We start from the raw sequence: 16,463 nt of genomic DNA, 5'->3' as shown, positions 1-16,463 counted from the left end.
TCTGACTATCAGGACTTAAGAAATTAATTGAGAAAAAACGCAAAAAAAATTTGTGTAAAATAAACTTTGTTCTAAATTTGCATCAGCAATAAAACGCTGGCCCATGGTGTAACTGGCAACACGTCTGTTTTTGGTACAGAAGAGTCTAGGTTCGAGCCCTAGTGGGCCAACAAAATTTTGTGAAACCGAACTGTTTAACAGTTCGGTTTTTTTTATGCCTAATATTTTGAGAATGAAGGGTCTTTGCTAATAGGCGCATAAGAGAAGTTTGTAAGCGCTTCTCCTTTTCTCTTAATAGGTCGTATGAAAGAGAGCTAAAATTTTGGAATCTTTTATTGAGGAGCTTATTTGTGTAAAGCTGTATCCTTATTTTGTTGTTATAAAATTAATTTTACTGCTTGTGAAATGGTGGTTTATTAAGCAACTTACTTAGAAGATTGACTGTCCAAATCATTTTTTAGATACTTTATTTCTTTTGAAGTCTAAAAAAATTGCTTCTGCTTTTGTAAATTCGTGACAACTTAAAATTCATTTTAAATTGCAGGAAGTGTCAAAAAATCAATTCTTTCGAAATAAGAATGTCTTCAATGTTCTTTTTGAAGCAGCTTCGGAGGGTATCATTATCGTGGATGCTTCACAAACCATTATTGCAGCAAATAATGCTGCAGGAAATATGTTTGGTTATAAACTGGAGGAGTTATTAGAACAACCTTTAAATATCTTAATTCCTTCTAAACATAGAGCCAAACACGGGGGGCATTTCAATCATTTTCTCGATCATAGTGAAAAGCGCCAGATGGGCCATGGGAGGGAACTCTACGGTGTAAAGAAAACTGGTGATCAATTTCCTGTAGAAGCCGGACTAAATCCTTTTGAAATAAATGGAGAGCGGTATGTGATGTCGCTAATTATAGATATTAGCGTTCGAAAAGAAACCCAACTCCAAATTAAGGAGCTCAACAATCAGTTAGAGGAAAAGATCAAGCTTAGAACCCACGAGTTACAAAAGAGTATCAAGAAATTGCAAAAGCTTAATCTTGATATGGAGGGGGAAATCAAAAAGCGTAAGGCTGCCGAAAAGAAGATAAAAGATGCCTTGCGCAAGGAAAAGGAGTTAAATGAGCTGAAAACAAAATTTCTTTCCTTGGTTTCACATGAATTTAAAACTCCTTTAAGCGGGATATTAACCTCTGCTACTTTAGCCGAGAAGTACATAAAATCGGAACAGCAGGATAAACGGGAGAAGCATTTGGGTACCATAAGGAACAAGGTGCATTACCTTAATAATATTTTAAATGATTTCCTTTCTATTGAAAGATTGGAGACTGGAAATAATCAATACAAATACACTTCCTTTAGTATAAAAAACTTTATTAATGAAGTGATATATAATGCCAATATTACCCTTAAACATGGGCAGGAAATTAAGTATGCCCAGGAGATGGAAGATATTATCATGTATCAAGACCAAAAGATACTAGAACTCATACTTTCTAACCTGTTAAGCAATTCAATTAAATATTCTCCCGAGAACAGCGTTATTAGGTTTGATGTCGCTCAGGTGGAAAACACCATAATATTTGAAGTAGAAGACAAAGGAATAGGTATTCCGCAGGAAGACCAGAAGCATATTTTTGAACGTTATTTCAGGGCTGAAAATGCTCTTTTGAATCAAGGTACAGGTATTGGGTTGAACATTGCGAAGACCCATTTAGAAAACCTGGGAGGGCACATAAAATTTATTAGTATAGAAAATGTGGGAACCACATTTATCGTTAAAATTCCAATACTTACACCATGAAAAAGATTTTACTAATTGAAGATGATATCACGGTTAGGGAGAATACCGCAGAGCTTTTAGAATTATCAGACTATGAAGTTGTAACCGCATCTAATGGAAAATTAGGTGTGGATAAAGCACTCGACTTTTTGCCAGACATCATTGTATGCGATATTATGATGCCGGAAATGGATGGGTATGGTGTGCTACAGGAACTTGCGGCAAATGTAAAAACAAAGGCTATTCCTTTTATTTTTCTTTCAGCCAAAACAGAGCATAAAGATATTAGAAAAGGTATGGATCTTGGCGCAGACGATTATTTAACCAAGCCTTTTGAGGAAGAGGATCTTTTAAGCGCTATTGAAAGCCGACTTGCTAAAGTGGCTATTTTGAATTCTATAGATAATGAAAAGGACCCGGGTGGTGCATCTACATCTCTAAAGAATTTGGAAGACCTGAAAGGTATTATTTCTAAATATGAACAACTGGATTTTAAAGCCGGTCAAAATGTTTATGAAGAAGGAAAACAATCCAATTTCTTCTATCTGGTAAAACGTGGTGTTGTGAAAGCACATAGAATGGACAGCCAGGGAAAAGAACTAATTACAGAACTCTACAAGGATGATGATTTTTTTGGAGGTGCAACTTTCCAAAATTCTTCTGCTTATCAGGAGTTTGCTACTGCAATAGAGGACACTCAGTTGTATGCTGTTTCAAAAGAGGAATTGCATAAAATTTTAGCCAATAATGGTAGAATGACTTTGCAATTGGTAGAGGTGCTAAGCAATAACCTTTTAGGAATTAAAGAGCAGTTAATGGACATGGCCTATGGTTCGGTTAGAAAGAAGACTGCAAGTACCATTCTCTTATTTGCAGAAAAGATCAAGAAAAACCCCTTGAAAAGCATTCGAATTTCCAGAGCAGATTTAGCAGGGGTAGCCGGAATGGCTCCCGAGAGTTTAATAAGAACATTATCTGATTTTAAAAAGGAGGGCCTTATAGAAATTGAAGGGAGAAATATTAAACTTCTTAATTCAGAGGCGCTGCACAATATCTCTTAATAAAAATAAAATAGCTTGGTCTATTCTAAATTTAGAACAAGCTATTTGAAATTTTTACTATTTCTGTCGTACTTTAGAGAAGTTCTATAATAAGTTGATAAGAATAAAAACAATACTTACCACGATGCTTAAAAGAAGGCTGTTAAATACGAATTTAGGTTTTAACTGAGCCAGTACAGCGGCATTAAATATCATACATGCAGTTACTACAATAAAGAGTTCAAACATGTTTCCAAAAGTATGTCCTTGCATAAGGATTAGCATTGCGGCAATAGAGCCCAAACAACTGGAAGGTACAATAGCTAATGCAGCATGACCAATAAACATTTCGTTGAAGTCTCTAAATAAATTTTGATATAGTTTCATGTGGGATTTACTTTTAATTTAAAGTAAAATTACCCTCATGGCCTTATATTAAATATGACAGGAATCAGTTATCCTCCAGGTTTGTAAAATTCCTGTTGGGTTATGAATGCGACTTAACAAGTTTCACGATTTCATCTTTTTGAAGAACCCCAGATTGTCTCCATAATTGTTGTCCATTTTTAAACAGCATTAAGGTAGGCACCCCTCTTACCTGGTATTTTCCCGCAAGCTCCTGATTTTTATCTACGTCAATTTTCACAATATTCACAGCATCTCCTAAGCTTTCCTTGGCCTGTTTTAAAATTGGAGAGAGCATCTTGCATGGACCGCACCAATCTGCATAAAAATCGACTAATACCGGTTTGTTATCTTTTATAATTTCGCTAAAGTTACTTTTCATGACTCAATATTTTATTACGTTTCTCTTTTTTAGAGTTAAATTCCCTGAAAAAGTAATTGATGTACTATGTAGTGCGTAAACCTGTAATAAAATTACAAAATTTAGCTGTGAATTCTTTCAAAAGTATCTTTTTCAAGCTGTTCCCTGTGCATAGGATGCGCTATGGAAATTAAGGCTTCTGCCCGCTGTTTCAAATTCTTTCCAAATAAATCTACAACCCCATATTCGGTAGCGATATAATGCACATGTGCCCTGGTAGTGGTTACCCCTGCGCCTTGTTTTAAATAAGGGACTATTTTTGATACTCCTTTATTGGTAACCGATGGCATTGCAATAATTGCCTTTCCGCCTTCAGAGAGGGAGGCTCCACGTATAAAGTCCATTTGTCCGCCTACTCCTGAATACTGATACTTTCCAATGGTGTCTGCGCAAATTTGTCCCGTTAAGTCGATTTCTATGGCGCTGTTTATAGCAGTAACCTTGGGATTCTGACGAATAATTGAAGTGTCGTTTGTGTATGCAGCTTCTTTAAAATGAACTATCGGGTTGTCGTCTACAAAATCATACAGGGCGGGAGAACCAACGGCAAAACAGGTAACTATCTTCCCTGTCTTTATTGTTTTTTCTTCTCCGGTAATTACTCCGCTTTCTACTAAAGGAAGGATTCCGTCTGAAAACATTTCGGTATGTATCCCTAACCTTTTGTGGTTGGTCAAATTTGCTAATACCACGTTCGGGATACCTCCAATGCCCATTTGTAAGGTTGCTCCATCATCAATAAGGTTAGCAACATGCTTTCCAATGAGCAGGTCGTTTTCAGTGGGAGGCATAATAGTAGAGGAATGGATGGGAGCATTCATTTCTACTGCAGCACTTATTTGACTGATATGAATGATACCGTCTCCATGGGTGCGCGGAACTTGAGGATTGATTTGCGCAATCACCTTTTTAGCGGTTTGAATGGCTGGTAGGGCAATATCTATAGAGACTCCCAGTGAGCAATAGCCATGTTTGTCGGGTGGAGATACCTGTATAATGGCAGTATCAAGGCTTAATATATTTCTTCTGAACAATAAATGAATCTCACTTAGAAAGATAGGAATATAATTACCGAAATCTGAATTTACAGCTTTTCTTACATTGCCGCCTACAAAGCAACTATTGGTTTTAAAAGCATTATTATAGGGATCCATGGTGTAGAGCGCGCTTCCCTCGGTATGTATTTGAATAATTTCAATGTCCTTGAGTTCCTTATAGCGTTGACACAGGGCATCAATAATGAAATTTGGCGTCATAGCAGCACCCTGGAAGAATATTCTTTCTCCAGATTTAACCATGGCAACTGCTTCTTCGGCAGTAACTATGTTAAGTGTATTTTTCATTGAGTATTATTTTTGAACCCTTAGGTTGAATTTTATTTCTATTTCTTCTTTCAGGACAATTAATCCAAATAGTTTTTTTGGAGGCTTTAGTTCAAAATCGCGGATGTTTAAATGAAGCACTCCTTGATAATGAGCAGTAGGAGAGGTTTCTATTTCTATAGGTACTTTGTAGTTCTTCTGTTCCCCGGCAATAGAAATTATGACTTCTGCATTAGCTAAGCTTTCCCCAGTAAACCTAATTTCTTTCAGTTCCAACCTGATCTCGGGATGTTCTTCCGATTGTAATAATAACTGAAAATCCTTATTTATTCCTTTGTTGCCACAATCAAACCCTTTATTGTTGAGGGTGAGAATGGCGTTTTTGAAACTGATACGGGATTCATCACTTTTATAATTGATATTTTGAGATTGTTTTAAGAGCGCCGTATTAAAATCGCATAGAAATGTGTTGATATTGGTATCTCCGGAAATAGTGAGTTTGCTTACTGGTAAGATCTTTACCGATTCCTGATGATAGCTACTTTGAGCTTGCAAGAATACGGTATAGGTGAAGAAGGCGAATAGTATCAAAAAGCGTTTCATGTTCTTAAATTTAAAACTGGGGGAAAGAATCCCCCAGTTTGGCTAACTCAAAACTATGATTAAAAGCTAATGGCAGCTTCCACCATCAAACCATTGAATTTTCCTTCGTGATAGATATCATCAGGGTTAAATCCATTGTATTCTTGGTTTACATATTCTAATTTTGCTAAGATGTTTTTTGTTAAAAACCATCCTGCTCCTAATTGGAAACGTGTAATGTCAATGTCATTTCCACCCATTTCTTCACCTTCAACTATATTATAACGACCACCTATATAAAGGTTTTCATCTCTTCCAAATCTATAGATAAGCTCACCAGAATATTGGTTGTAAGTTCTTTCGCTTGTTTCGCTGTTGGCTCTACCTTTAGCTCTTTCATAGATTCCGAAGAACTCTAAACCTTTATATTTAAGGAATGGGTTGATCATGATGGCGGTTATTTCATTTCTAAGATTAGGATTCCATCTACCAGATCTAAAATTACCGGAAGCAGAAGCTTCTTCGTTTTCTAATACTAAGTAATATCTAGAACCTGCACGGTCTGCGGTGTATAAGTAAGAGCTTCTTACATTTTTAGTGTGATAGATAGAACCGGTAAGTCGAAGTCTAAGATCCTCAGTTACATAATCGTCATATCCTAATTTAGCTAATAATGATGCTCCTGAAGAACTTGGATTGTCTACCGCCTGATTAAGTTTTCCATTGGTTATTCCCACCATACTTAAAAAACCATTTTTTTGGAAATAAACCTCTGCACCAACTTCTGTAGTAAATGCATCCATAATGTAATTTCCTACGAAGGGATTATGAAGTGATTGTGCATTATCGGTTCTTCTAAAATGTCCATCACCGTAGTTATTTTCCATATGTCCTATTTTAACAGTAACATAATCCATAACATCCTCCATAAAGCCTTCATTTATAAAATCAAGTTTATCAATTTGAAGATACCCTCCCTTTACATAAGGTTCTGGATGGTGGCGTGAAGAAAGATATGTTCTAAGATGCATTCTTACACCAGAGTAAAGCGCTACATCCAAATCTAGGTTGGCTGTTGCAAGGTTAAAGTTACTTCCAATCTCTTTTAGTGGAACAGCTCCGGAATTCTCATGATCTAAAGCCTGAAATTGAATGGTTGAAGAACCACCTACTCTAACTTTTACACCGTCAAAAGTGGAAGTGGTGTCTTTAGGGGCTTCAAAAACATTTATACCGCGTTGGTCCGGTTGTCTGTAATTGTCAAGGTCTCTGTTGTTTTGTGCTTGAAGTTGCAGCCCTAAGATTGCAAAAAACACGATGCTGAAATATTTGATAAAGTTTTTCATTTTAATAGAGTTTAATGGTTAGGTTATTTAGTGAAAACAGTTTTGAATTTTACATTTATTAAATCACCAGTGGTGATGGTTCCAAATAGAGCAGTAGGAGGATCTATTTTGAAATTTGACATTTTTAATGATTTGTTGCCCGATAGTACTATCTTTTCGCCTTTAATTGTAGCGTCTAAGATGAGGTCTACAGGTTGTTTGGTGTTTGTAATGGTTAAAAAACCGCTGCAGGAAATTTTGCACTTATCAGTAGATGAAAAATCGATTTTATTCACTCGTTCTAAAGTGAAAACAATATTTTTATAATGGTCGGTGTCTAAAGCTTTATAAGTGTTTTTGTCCATTCCCGACTTTCCACTCTTTAGACTTTCAGCAGTAACTTTAAAATCCAGTTGATTGATCTTAATAATTTTACCTTCGGCCATTTCTACAGCTAATTTTCCTTGAAAATCATTTGCTTTGATCTCCCAGTCGTGCAAATTAGAGGTTCCTTCTATTTCCATGTTAGAATCGGAATTACTTAAGTTGAAGGATTGTGCGTGAGCTTGCTGAACAGAAACTAGCGTTAGTAAACTAGTAAATAACAGTAGCAGATATTTAGTGGTTTTCATAATGTTGGTTATTTAATTCCAAACAAAATTGCACCAGCAAGCGAAGAAATAGTATGACGGTAGTCAGGTTTTGTGAAATGAAAGCAAAAAAAAACACCCATCCTGCTGGGATGGGTGCTTTTTATGTTTTTAATATGTTTTATGCAGCAGTTACAATATCATATCTGTTAAGTAAGTTCTGATAAAAATGAATGCTTTCATCATCTGATTTTAAACAGGACTGTAAAAATTGACTTAGGTTAAGACATTCAAAATTTATGCTATTATATTGATCATTTGAAACAGGAAGTTTCAGGTCTATTGTTTGATCAATATAATTGATATGAATATTCTTTGCGTTAAAATACTTCTTTACAATGGCAATGTGCAATTGTTCAAATTTAAGTTTGTCTACTTCCGGATTTGATATACTATAAGAAATCAAATTCTTTACTTCATCTATTACTAAATGCGGATTGAAATTTCTCATAATGCCTGCAATTTAATTAAGTTTTTATTTTCTGGTAGGCTGCAAATATAACGCTCTTAATGTTAATAAAAGCTTAATAATTAATATATTAGGAAAGTATTAACGCGGTTTCACTGGGGATTGAATTGTGCTTTTAATGGCTGTTTTTCAGCTCTAAAGGAGCGTTTAGAGGGCGATAACGCTCATCAAGAGAAGAGGCGTTGGCGAATAAGGTTTGTTTTGTTCTTACTATACCATAATCATTATGCACATGCCCAAAAATATGGTTGGGTATTTCTAATTGTTTTATGCGCTTTATAAGCTGCTGGCATCCAATATGCCTTTTGTTATCCAACTCGTCCATAATGCCAAATGGAGGGCTGTGAGTTATAAGGTAATGTGTATTTTCTGGGATTTTTTGCCAATGAGCTGAAATTATATTTCCTCTACTTTTATTAAACGCCCAGTTTCCGTTACCTGGTGTATACGGGGATCCCCAAAAATTGATCTTGTTAATTGAGACGCCGCTATCCCTTAAATAATGGATATTTCCCGGAATAATATCTTCGGGGTTATTTTCATATTTCTCGAGATAGAAATCATGATTTCCGGCTATCAGTATCTTGTGAGGGTGTGGTTGCTTAGAAAACCAATTTAAAAACTGCGTGGTTTCCTGTTTGGATCCAGCGAGGGTGCAATCGCCTGCGTGAATTAAAATATCTCCTTCAGGAATATCAAGCTCCCGGTGTTTATTATGGGTGTCGGAGATAATAATTATTTTCATGTGTATGTTTTAAAAAAAATCCGATGAACTTAATTCATCGGATTTCTCAATTGTAGTTGATCGTTTCAGGTAAGTCTTATTTCGTCATTTTCAACTATCAATTATTTTATTGAAACTTCTTCTCTTTCGTTTTCCGGGGAAATATAATCCTTGTCTGATGGTAATATCTTATTGGTCACTTTTGTAACAGCAAAGGCAATTATCATTGCGGAAAAAGCAAAAAATAGAAACTTAACCAATAAACTATCGGTTAAAATAAAGCTATAGAAAGCTAGAAATAGCTCTATGCCCAAAATCACTATTTTAATACCTAATTTTAAAATCATTTTATTTCTTACTAACTGCACCAAATATATACAGTAATTGTCGAAATAAATAGTTGTCACTTACAATTTGACTTAAATTTAACGTGGCTATTTTCAAACAGTTAATGATATTAAGTTAAATGTTTCTAAAGCTTATTTTGGCTGACCTGCAGAGTTGTAAATTGTGCCCTAAATCCTTTCGATTTGAAGAAAAATTATAAGTTAGTTATCGCTATAGCTGCAATTGTAGGAGTGGTTTTTGGCATTTATTTGCTGAACATTTATTTAAAACAAAAAATTCAAATTGCAATTAAGGAAGAATTCACTAATTCTGACGTGGAGTATCAGGATATTACAGTGAGTGTATTCAAGAATAAGTCGGAAATAAAAAACATATTCTACTCGGGCGATAATATTTCTGTTAAGGCTGCTGCTTTAAAAGTTGAGGGCTTTAATTTCTATCAATATGTTTTTCATGATAAAATTGAAATAAGCGAAATAAGCCTCCAAAGGCCGGAATTCGTTTTTTTAAAGAAAGACTCCTTAACAAATGCGGCTACAGGTAAAAAATGGCATCTTAAAAAGGGTGTTTTTGTGAATTCCTTTCATATAAATAACGGGCAGTTGGAGTTTAAGGATAATAAGTTATCTCCAGCAACCTTATTGGCGGTTCTAAAAAAAATAGAATTAACCGGGGTTCGTTTAAATTCAGAAACTTTAAATAATGATCTTCCAATAGTATATGAAAATATAAATCTGGAAATTGATTCTCTGTTTTATGCGCTAAATGCGGAACATAATTTGACGGTAGATAAAATCTCAATGAACGATCATTTGGAGCTTCAGAACTTAAGGATCAAATCAAAATATGATAAAGCCGAATTCAGCAAAAAAATTACTATTGAAAAAGACAGGTTCGATCTTGAGATTCCTAGGCTAGATGTGAAAGACTTTTCAATAGGGTTTGAAGATGATAGCTTGCGATTAAATTCTTCTCTTACCCAAATAAATAAAGCAGATTTCAAGATATACAGAAATAAGCTTCTACCAGATGATCTTCGAATCAAGCCTCTTTATAGTGAAATGCTGCGAACTGTTAGAGCTAAACTAAAGTTTGATACCCTGAAGATTATTAGTTCTAAAATTATTTATGAAGAGAAAATTCATGAATCCAGGCCTCCCGGGGTGGTGAGTTTTAGCGATTTGAATGTTAAGATATCCAATATAGCCAATGTTGATATGCGGAAATCGAATTTTCCAATTACTAAAATTCATGCCGAGGCTTATTTTATGAAAACTTCACGATTAACTTTAGACTGGCAATTCGATATAAGAAATCTCGAGGATGATTTTAAGGTTTCCGGGAGTTTAGCGGGAATTTCGGCGAAGTCTATGAATTCTTTTTTAACTCCGGGAATGAATGTGAAAGCTTCAGGGGAAATAGAATCACTGTTCTATAATTTTTATGGAAATAAATATTCGGGAAAAGGGGATATGAAACTACAGTATAAAGACTTTAAGGTAGAAGTGCTTAAGAAAGATGGAACAGGAAAGAATAAACTGTTAACCGGTCTTGCAAACCTTATTATCAAAAACGATGCGAATAACAAAAAGCTAACACATGAAGATATAGGTGTGCAGCGTGATAGAACCAAATCCTTCTGGAATTATTTATGGTCATTTGTTAAAAATGGGGCTTTGAAGACTTTTCTTTAGATCTTGAATGTCACTACTGGCCTTTTGGCGTGATTTACCAAGTCTTCACTTATGCTTCCATTAAAAAAATGCGCCAGGCCTTTTCGGCCATGAGTACTAATTCCTATAAGGTCGGCATCCATTTCACTGGCAAAGTTTAGAATTCCTTTTTCCACGCTATTGTCGTTATACACGTGTAAAGAAATATTCCTTGAGTCCTCTCCCTCTGCAAAATCTTCTAAAAATTTTTGTGCGTCAACACTAGTTAGGAAATTATTAGGGGTGTTTATATAAACTATATGAAGCTTAGCGTCTATCTTATTGGCAAATCTAATTGCCTGACTCAACGTGTGTTTGTTCTCTAAATTACAATCGGTAGCGAAAATAAAGGTGTCAATATTAAAAACGGAGTGCTCATTTTTAATTACCAACACTGGAATATTGGAATGCCGAACAACCTTTTCTGTATTAGACCCGATGAACATTTCTTTAAAACCGCTGGAACCATGAGACCCCATTATTATGATGTCGCAATTGTGCTTTTGGCTTATTTCCATTATACCGTTGAAAGCTTGATGGAATTCTACAATTTCGTGGACTTTTATATCTTTAAGATAAGGCTGCGCCAATACTTCTGAAAAATGCTTTTTTGCCAATTTCATAAAGAAAAGTGCTTCCGGAAGATTGTGAGTACCACTTCCACTAACAGGGTCGATAAGCTGTAAGGGTAGTTCTAGCATATGAAGTAAGAAGATTTCACTGTCATAGCGTTTCGCTAATTGAGCAGCCACCTTTAAGGCATTTTCTGCTTGCTCAGAAAAATCGGTTGGAAGTAGAATTCGTTTCATGATAAGACCTTAAAAATGATTGTTTTATTAAAATTACAAATAATATTTCATTTGACTGCAGGTTTCTATTCTGCGAAAATTTTATTATCTTTGCAGCGTTGAAACGAAAAAAATACAGCGAGGGGACGAAAAGTCCCCTCTTTTTATAACCATTATGTTGCAAGACCGAGTAGAAAATTTGCTGGAGGAGGCCTTCCAAGAGAATAATTCCTTATTTTTAATCACCTTAAATATTAGCGATCAAAATCACATTCTTATAGTGATAGATGGTGATAACGGGGTGTCGGTAAACGATTGTGTTATGGTGAGCCGTAAAGTTGAGGGTAGTTTAGATGAGGATGAACTGGATTTTTCCTTAGAGGTTACATCAGCAGGAGCCACGGAACCGTTAAAATTAGCCAGACAATACAAGAAAAATATTGGAAGAACCCTTGAGGTTCAAACTAATTCTAATAAATTTGAAGGGAATTTGAAGGAGGTTGATGAAGAGGGAATTCTTTTAGCTTGGGAAGCACGGGAACCAAAACCGGTGGGTAAAGGGAAAATAACCGTGAATAAAGAGGCTAGAGTAGCTTTTCAGGACATTGTGCAAGCAAAAGTTGTGATAACATTTTAATAACGAATTGATATGGAGAATATCGCCTTGATTGAGTCTTTTTCAGAATTTAAAGACGATAAATTGATAGATCGAGTAACCTTAATGGCGATCTTGGAGGATGTGTTTAGAAGTGCTTTGAAAAAGAAGTATGGGGAAGATGATAATTTTGATATTATTGTTAACCCAGATAAAGGAGATTTAGAGATCTGGAGAAATAGAGTAGTGGTTGCTGATGGAGAGGTAGAAGATCCAAATCAGGAAATATCTCTTACGCAGGCAAGAAAAATTGAGCCTGATTTTGAGGTTGGAGAAGATGTTTCAGAAGAAGTAAAACTTATGGATCTAGGAAGAAGGTCTATTTTGGCATTGCGTCAAAATTTGATCTCTAAAATCCATGAGCATGATAATACTAATATTTACAAGCATTTCAAAGATCTGGAAGGCGAAATATATGCTGCTGAAGTACATCATATTCGTCACAGAGCTATTATTTTGCTTGATGATGAAGGAAACGAAATTATCCTTCCTAAGGATAGACAAATTCCTTCTGATTTCTTCCGTAAAGGGGAGAATGTAAGAGGAGTGATAGAGAGTGTGGAGCTTAAAGGAAGCAAGCCTCAAATTATCATGTCTAGAACGGCGCCGGTTTTCCTTGAGAAATTATTTGAACAAGAAATTCCAGAGGTGTTTGACGGGTTGATTACTGTTAAAAAAGTAGTTCGTATCCCAGGTGAAAAAGCAAAAGTAGCGGTAGATTCTTATGATGATAGAATAGATCCTGTTGGAGCTTGTGTGGGTATGAAAGGGTCAAGAATACACAGTATTGTTCGTGAATTGGGCAATGAGAATATTGATGTTATTAACTATACTACCAACGATCAGTTATTTATAACAAGAGCTTTGAGTCCTGCTAAGATTGTGTCAATCAAGTTGGATGAAGAGAATAAAAGAGCCGAGGTGATGCTAAAACCTGAAGAGGTTTCTAAGGCTATTGGTCGTGGAGGTCACAATATCAGGCTTGCTGGACAGCTTACGGGTTATGAAATTGACGTGTTTAGAGACGGTGGAGAAGAAGATGTAGAGTTAACAGAATTTGCTGATGAAATTGAAGATTGGGTAATTGCAGAATTTGCAAAAATTGGTCTGGATACAGCGAAAAGCATATTGGAACAGGATTTGGACGATCTTGTTAGAAGAACAGACTTGGAAGAAGAAACTATTCGTGAAGTAATCCAGGTGTTAAAAGATGAATTTGAATAATATTTGTTTTTATTTTAGAAGCAAATAATAATAATTTTAAGAGGTTAATTTAGAGGGCAATTTATGGCTGAAGCAAAAACATTGCGATTAAACAAGGTACTACGTGAATTCAATATTTCGCTAGATCGTGCTGTGGAATTTTTAAGTTCCAAAGGTCACGAAATAGAAGCGCGTCCTACCACAAAAATTTCTGAGAACGTTTACAAAGTTTTATACGATCAGTTTCAAACTGATAAGAATAAAAAGGTAGCGTCTAAAGAAGTTGGTGAGGAGAAACGCAAAGAGAAGGAGGAGTTGCGTTTAGCTCGTGAGAAAGAATTGGATGATAAGCGCAAAGCGGAGCAAAAGAAGCAGGAAGTTATAAGTGCTAAAGCTAAGTTGGAGGGTCCAAAACAAGTTGGTAAGATCGATTTAGATAAAAAGCCTTCAGATAAAACTCCTGAAATTAAAGAAGAAGCTCCAAAACAGGAAACTGAGAAGGCTCCAGAAACGGTTGAAAAACCAGTAGATTCACCGAAGAAAGAAGAGGTTGCTGAGCAAAAGCAGCCTGAGGTTTCTAAAGAGGTTGAAGCTAAGAAGGAAGAGGCACCGGTAGCTAAAGATAAGCCTGAAGAGGTGAAGCCTGTGGCTGATGCTAAACCTGCAGCTGCTGAAAAAGAAGCAGTTGAAAAACCTGCTGCTCAGGCAGAGAAAGAGGTTGAAGCTAAGAAGGAAGCAGTTCCTGCTGATTCTGAAAAAACTGAAGAAGCTTCAGCTGGGAAATCAGAAGAGTCTGATACTATAAAAACAAAGTACGCTAAGCTTAGCGGTCCTAGTTTTACTGGTGAGAAAATTGATCTTTCTCAGTTTAAAAAACCAGTTAAAAAGAAGGATGAGAAAAAACCTGCAGCAGGTAGTGATGCAGATAAACGCAAAAAACGTCGTCGCCGAATTAGCAAAGACGTAAAAGGAGCTCCTTCTACAGGAGCTGCAACTGGTGGCAACTTTAAAGGTGCTCGTGGTGGTAAAAAACCTTCTCGTACTCCAATCGTTAAAGAAGAGCCAAGCGAAGAAGAAGTACAAAAACAAGTAAGAGAAACCTTAGAAAAGCTTCAGGGTAAATCCGGAAAAGGAAAAGGGGCTAAATATAGAAGAGATAAAAGAGATCAACACCGTCAGAGAACGGATGATGATATCGCAAAACAAGAATCAGACAGTAAGATCTTAAAGGTTACTGAATTTGTAACTGTTAGTGAAATTGCTACTATGATGGATGTGCCGGTAACAAAAATTATCTCTGCATGTATGTCTCTTGGAATGATGGTAACAATGAATCAGCGTCTTGATGCTGAAACATTATCAATTGTTGCAAGTGAATTCGATTACGAAGTAGAATTTGTATCTGCAGACATTGAAGAGGCTACAGAAGAAGAGGAAGATCGTCCGGAAGATTTAGTGTCAAGAGCTCCTATTGTAACCGTAATGGGTCACGTAGATCACGGGAAGACGTCTTTATTGGATTATGTTCGTAAAGAAAATGTTATCGCAGGAGAAAGCGGTGGTATTACCCAGCACATCGGGGCTTATGGTGTAGAACTTGAAAACGGTCAAAAAATAGCATTCTTAGATACTCCTGGTCACGAAGCCTTTACAGCGATGCGTGCAAGGGGTGCTCAGGTTACTGATATTGCAATTATTGTAATTGCTGCCGATGATGATGTGATGCCGCAAACTAAGGAAGCGATCTCTCACGCACAGGCTGCGGGAGTGCCAATTGTATTTGCGATTAACAAATCGGATCTGCCAACCGCAAATCCTGAAAAGATAAAAGAAAAACTTGCAGCTATGAACTTGCTTGTTGAAGATTGGGGAGGTAAAATTCAGTCTCACGATATTTCAGCTAAAACAGGTTTGGGTGTAAAAGAATTGTTGGAGAAAGTATTATTGGAGGCTGAAATTTTAGAATTGCAAGCTAATCCAAATAAGCCTGCAAAAGGTACTGTTGTTGAAGCATTCTTGGATAAAGGTCGTGGATATGTTTCTACTATCCTTGTTCAGGAAGGATCTCTAAAAATTGGGGATTATGTTCTTGCAGGAAGACATAGTGGTAAAGTGAAGGCTATGCAGGACGAAAGAGGGCATGATGTAAAAGTTGCTGGCCCGTCTACTCCTGTTTCTATTCTTGGTCTCGATGGTGCGCCACAAGCCGGGGATAAGTTCAAGGTGATGCTTGATGAGCGTGAAGCTAAAGATATAGCTGCGAAACGTACCCAATTGCAAAGAGAGCAATCGGTTAGAACGCAACGTCATATCACACTTGATGAAATTGGTAGACGTATTGCTCTTGGTGACTTTAAAGAAATCAATATTATCCTTAAAGGTGATGTTGATGGATCTGTTGAAGCGCTTACAGATAGCTTCCAGAAACTTTCTACTGAAGAAATTCAAGTAAATATTATACATAAGGGTGTTGGTCCAATTACCGAAAGTGACGTATTGTTAGCTTCTGCTTCTGATGCCGTTATTATTGGATTTAATGTAAGGCCGGCCGGAAATGCTAGAACTATAGCAGATAAGGAAGAGATAGATATCAGAATGTATTCTATTATCTATGATGCTATCAACGATCTTAGAGATGCAATGGAAGGAATGTTATCTCCTGAAATGAAAGAAGAGATCACAGGTACAGCTGAGATTAGAGAAACCTTCAAGATATCTAAAATTGGTACTATTGCAGGATGTATGGTTACATCCGGTAAGATATTTAGAAACAATGGTATTCGATTAATTAGAGATGGTGTAGTTATTTATACCGGTGAATTAGCGTCGCTTAAGAGATTTAAAGATGATGTTAAGGAAGTTTCTAAAGGATATGATTGTGGTATGCAGGTGAAGAACTATAACGACATAAAAGAAGGTGATGTTATAGAAGGATACCAGGAAGTTGCTGTGAAAAAGAAGATGAAAAAATAATTTCGCATACATTTATAAAAAAGAAGAGGCTGCATTATTAATGCAGCCTCTTCTTTTTTATAATAA

16 protein-coding genes and 1 tRNA gene are annotated in these 16,463 nt (G+C 36.1%); 7 read left to right on the top strand and 10 right to left on the bottom strand.

The window, feature by feature from the left end; genetic code table 11:
• The first annotated feature begins 97 nt into the window (after nucleotides 1–97).
• From L1I30_RS00875 to L1I30_RS00865, 3 genes are all read left to right on the top strand, one after another.
• Nucleotides 98–170, top strand: a tRNA-Gln gene (locus L1I30_RS00875).
• A 377-nt stretch (nucleotides 171–547) separates the two neighbouring features.
• The gene (locus L1I30_RS00870; protein ID WP_236132360.1) at nucleotides 548–1,801 is read left to right on the top strand and encodes a PAS domain-containing sensor histidine kinase; all 1,254 of its coding nucleotides are present in this window, start codon (nucleotides 548–550) and stop codon (nucleotides 1,799–1,801) included.
• Complete coding sequence (locus L1I30_RS00865; protein ID WP_236132359.1) at nucleotides 1,798–2,841, top strand: response regulator; 1,044 nt, start codon at nucleotides 1,798–1,800, stop codon at nucleotides 2,839–2,841. Before L1I30_RS00870 ends, L1I30_RS00865 begins: the two co-directional genes overlap by 4 nt.
• A gap of 84 nt (nucleotides 2,842–2,925) precedes the next feature.
• On the opposite strand, the gene L1I30_RS00860 is transcribed toward L1I30_RS00865, so the two are convergent.
• From L1I30_RS00860 to L1I30_RS00820, 9 genes are all read right to left on the bottom strand, one after another.
• Nucleotides 2,926–3,207 carry a hypothetical protein gene (locus tag L1I30_RS00860; protein WP_236132358.1) on the bottom strand — a complete coding sequence of 94 codons (282 nt, stop codon included), beginning with the start codon at nucleotides 3,205–3,207 and terminating at the stop codon, nucleotides 2,926–2,928.
• A gap of 100 nt (nucleotides 3,208–3,307) precedes the next feature.
• Nucleotides 3,308–3,607, bottom strand: a complete 300-nt coding sequence (gene trxA / locus L1I30_RS00855) for a thioredoxin (RefSeq protein WP_236132357.1) — start codon at nucleotides 3,605–3,607, stop codon at nucleotides 3,308–3,310.
• 101 nt (nucleotides 3,608–3,708) lie between these two features.
• Nucleotides 3,709–4,989: an acetyl-CoA hydrolase/transferase family protein gene (locus L1I30_RS00850; RefSeq protein WP_236132356.1), complete on the bottom strand. Its 1,281-nt coding sequence runs from the start codon at nucleotides 4,987–4,989 to the stop codon at nucleotides 3,709–3,711.
• A 6-nt stretch (nucleotides 4,990–4,995) separates the two neighbouring features.
• On the bottom strand, nucleotides 4,996–5,571 hold the full coding sequence (locus L1I30_RS00845; RefSeq protein WP_236132355.1) for a YceI family protein: 576 nt from the start codon (nucleotides 5,569–5,571) through the stop codon (nucleotides 4,996–4,998).
• A gap of 59 nt (nucleotides 5,572–5,630) precedes the next feature.
• Nucleotides 5,631–6,896: a hypothetical protein gene (locus L1I30_RS00840; RefSeq protein WP_236132354.1), complete on the bottom strand. Its 1,266-nt coding sequence runs from the start codon at nucleotides 6,894–6,896 to the stop codon at nucleotides 5,631–5,633.
• A 23-nt stretch (nucleotides 6,897–6,919) separates the two neighbouring features.
• Complete coding sequence (locus tag L1I30_RS00835; protein WP_236132353.1) at nucleotides 6,920–7,507, bottom strand: YceI family protein; 588 nt, start codon at nucleotides 7,505–7,507, stop codon at nucleotides 6,920–6,922.
• A gap of 139 nt (nucleotides 7,508–7,646) precedes the next feature.
• Nucleotides 7,647–7,976: a hypothetical protein gene (locus L1I30_RS00830; protein ID WP_236132352.1), complete on the bottom strand. Its 330-nt coding sequence runs from the start codon at nucleotides 7,974–7,976 to the stop codon at nucleotides 7,647–7,649.
• A 133-nt stretch (nucleotides 7,977–8,109) separates the two neighbouring features.
• Nucleotides 8,110–8,739, bottom strand: coding sequence for a metallophosphatase domain-containing protein (locus L1I30_RS00825; protein ID WP_236132351.1), 630 nt, complete (start codon nucleotides 8,737–8,739; stop codon nucleotides 8,110–8,112).
• 101 nt (nucleotides 8,740–8,840) lie between these two features.
• Nucleotides 8,841–9,065: a hypothetical protein gene (locus L1I30_RS00820; protein ID WP_236132350.1), complete on the bottom strand. Its 225-nt coding sequence runs from the start codon at nucleotides 9,063–9,065 to the stop codon at nucleotides 8,841–8,843.
• Nucleotides 9,066–9,248: 183 nt separating this feature from the next.
• Between L1I30_RS00820 and L1I30_RS00815 the strand changes: the two genes are divergently transcribed.
• The gene (locus L1I30_RS00815; RefSeq protein ID WP_236132349.1) at nucleotides 9,249–10,760 is read left to right on the top strand and encodes a hypothetical protein; all 1,512 of its coding nucleotides are present in this window, start codon (nucleotides 9,249–9,251) and stop codon (nucleotides 10,758–10,760) included.
• On the opposite strand, the gene L1I30_RS00810 is transcribed toward L1I30_RS00815, so the two are convergent.
• Complete coding sequence (locus L1I30_RS00810) at nucleotides 10,757–11,587, bottom strand: universal stress protein (RefSeq protein ID WP_236132348.1); 831 nt, start codon at nucleotides 11,585–11,587, stop codon at nucleotides 10,757–10,759. The two genes, L1I30_RS00815 and L1I30_RS00810, sit on opposite strands and share 4 nt — an antisense overlap.
• Nucleotides 11,588–11,741: 154 nt before the next feature.
• Here L1I30_RS00810 and rimP point away from each other — a divergent pair, with 154 nt between their 5' ends.
• The 3 genes from rimP to infB all read left to right on the top strand — a co-directional run bounded on the left by rimP (nucleotide 11,742) and on the right by infB (nucleotide 16,397).
• Nucleotides 11,742–12,203: a ribosome assembly cofactor RimP gene (rimP, locus tag L1I30_RS00805; RefSeq protein WP_236132347.1), complete on the top strand. Its 462-nt coding sequence runs from the start codon at nucleotides 11,742–11,744 to the stop codon at nucleotides 12,201–12,203.
• 12 nt (nucleotides 12,204–12,215) lie between these two features.
• Nucleotides 12,216–13,445: a transcription termination factor NusA gene (nusA, locus tag L1I30_RS00800; protein WP_236132346.1), complete on the top strand. Its 1,230-nt coding sequence runs from the start codon at nucleotides 12,216–12,218 to the stop codon at nucleotides 13,443–13,445.
• A gap of 63 nt (nucleotides 13,446–13,508) precedes the next feature.
• The gene (gene infB / locus L1I30_RS00795; RefSeq protein WP_236132345.1) at nucleotides 13,509–16,397 is read left to right on the top strand and encodes a translation initiation factor IF-2; all 2,889 of its coding nucleotides are present in this window, start codon (nucleotides 13,509–13,511) and stop codon (nucleotides 16,395–16,397) included.
• The last annotated feature ends 66 nt before the right edge of the window (nucleotides 16,398–16,463 follow it).

The sequence above is a fragment of the Gillisia lutea genome, from assembly GCF_021568705.1.
GTDB lineage: Bacteria > Bacteroidota > Bacteroidia > Flavobacteriales > Flavobacteriaceae > Gillisia > Gillisia lutea.
The sequence above is the reverse complement of the archived record's forward strand: the minus strand, read 5'-3'. Positions and strand labels throughout refer to the sequence as shown.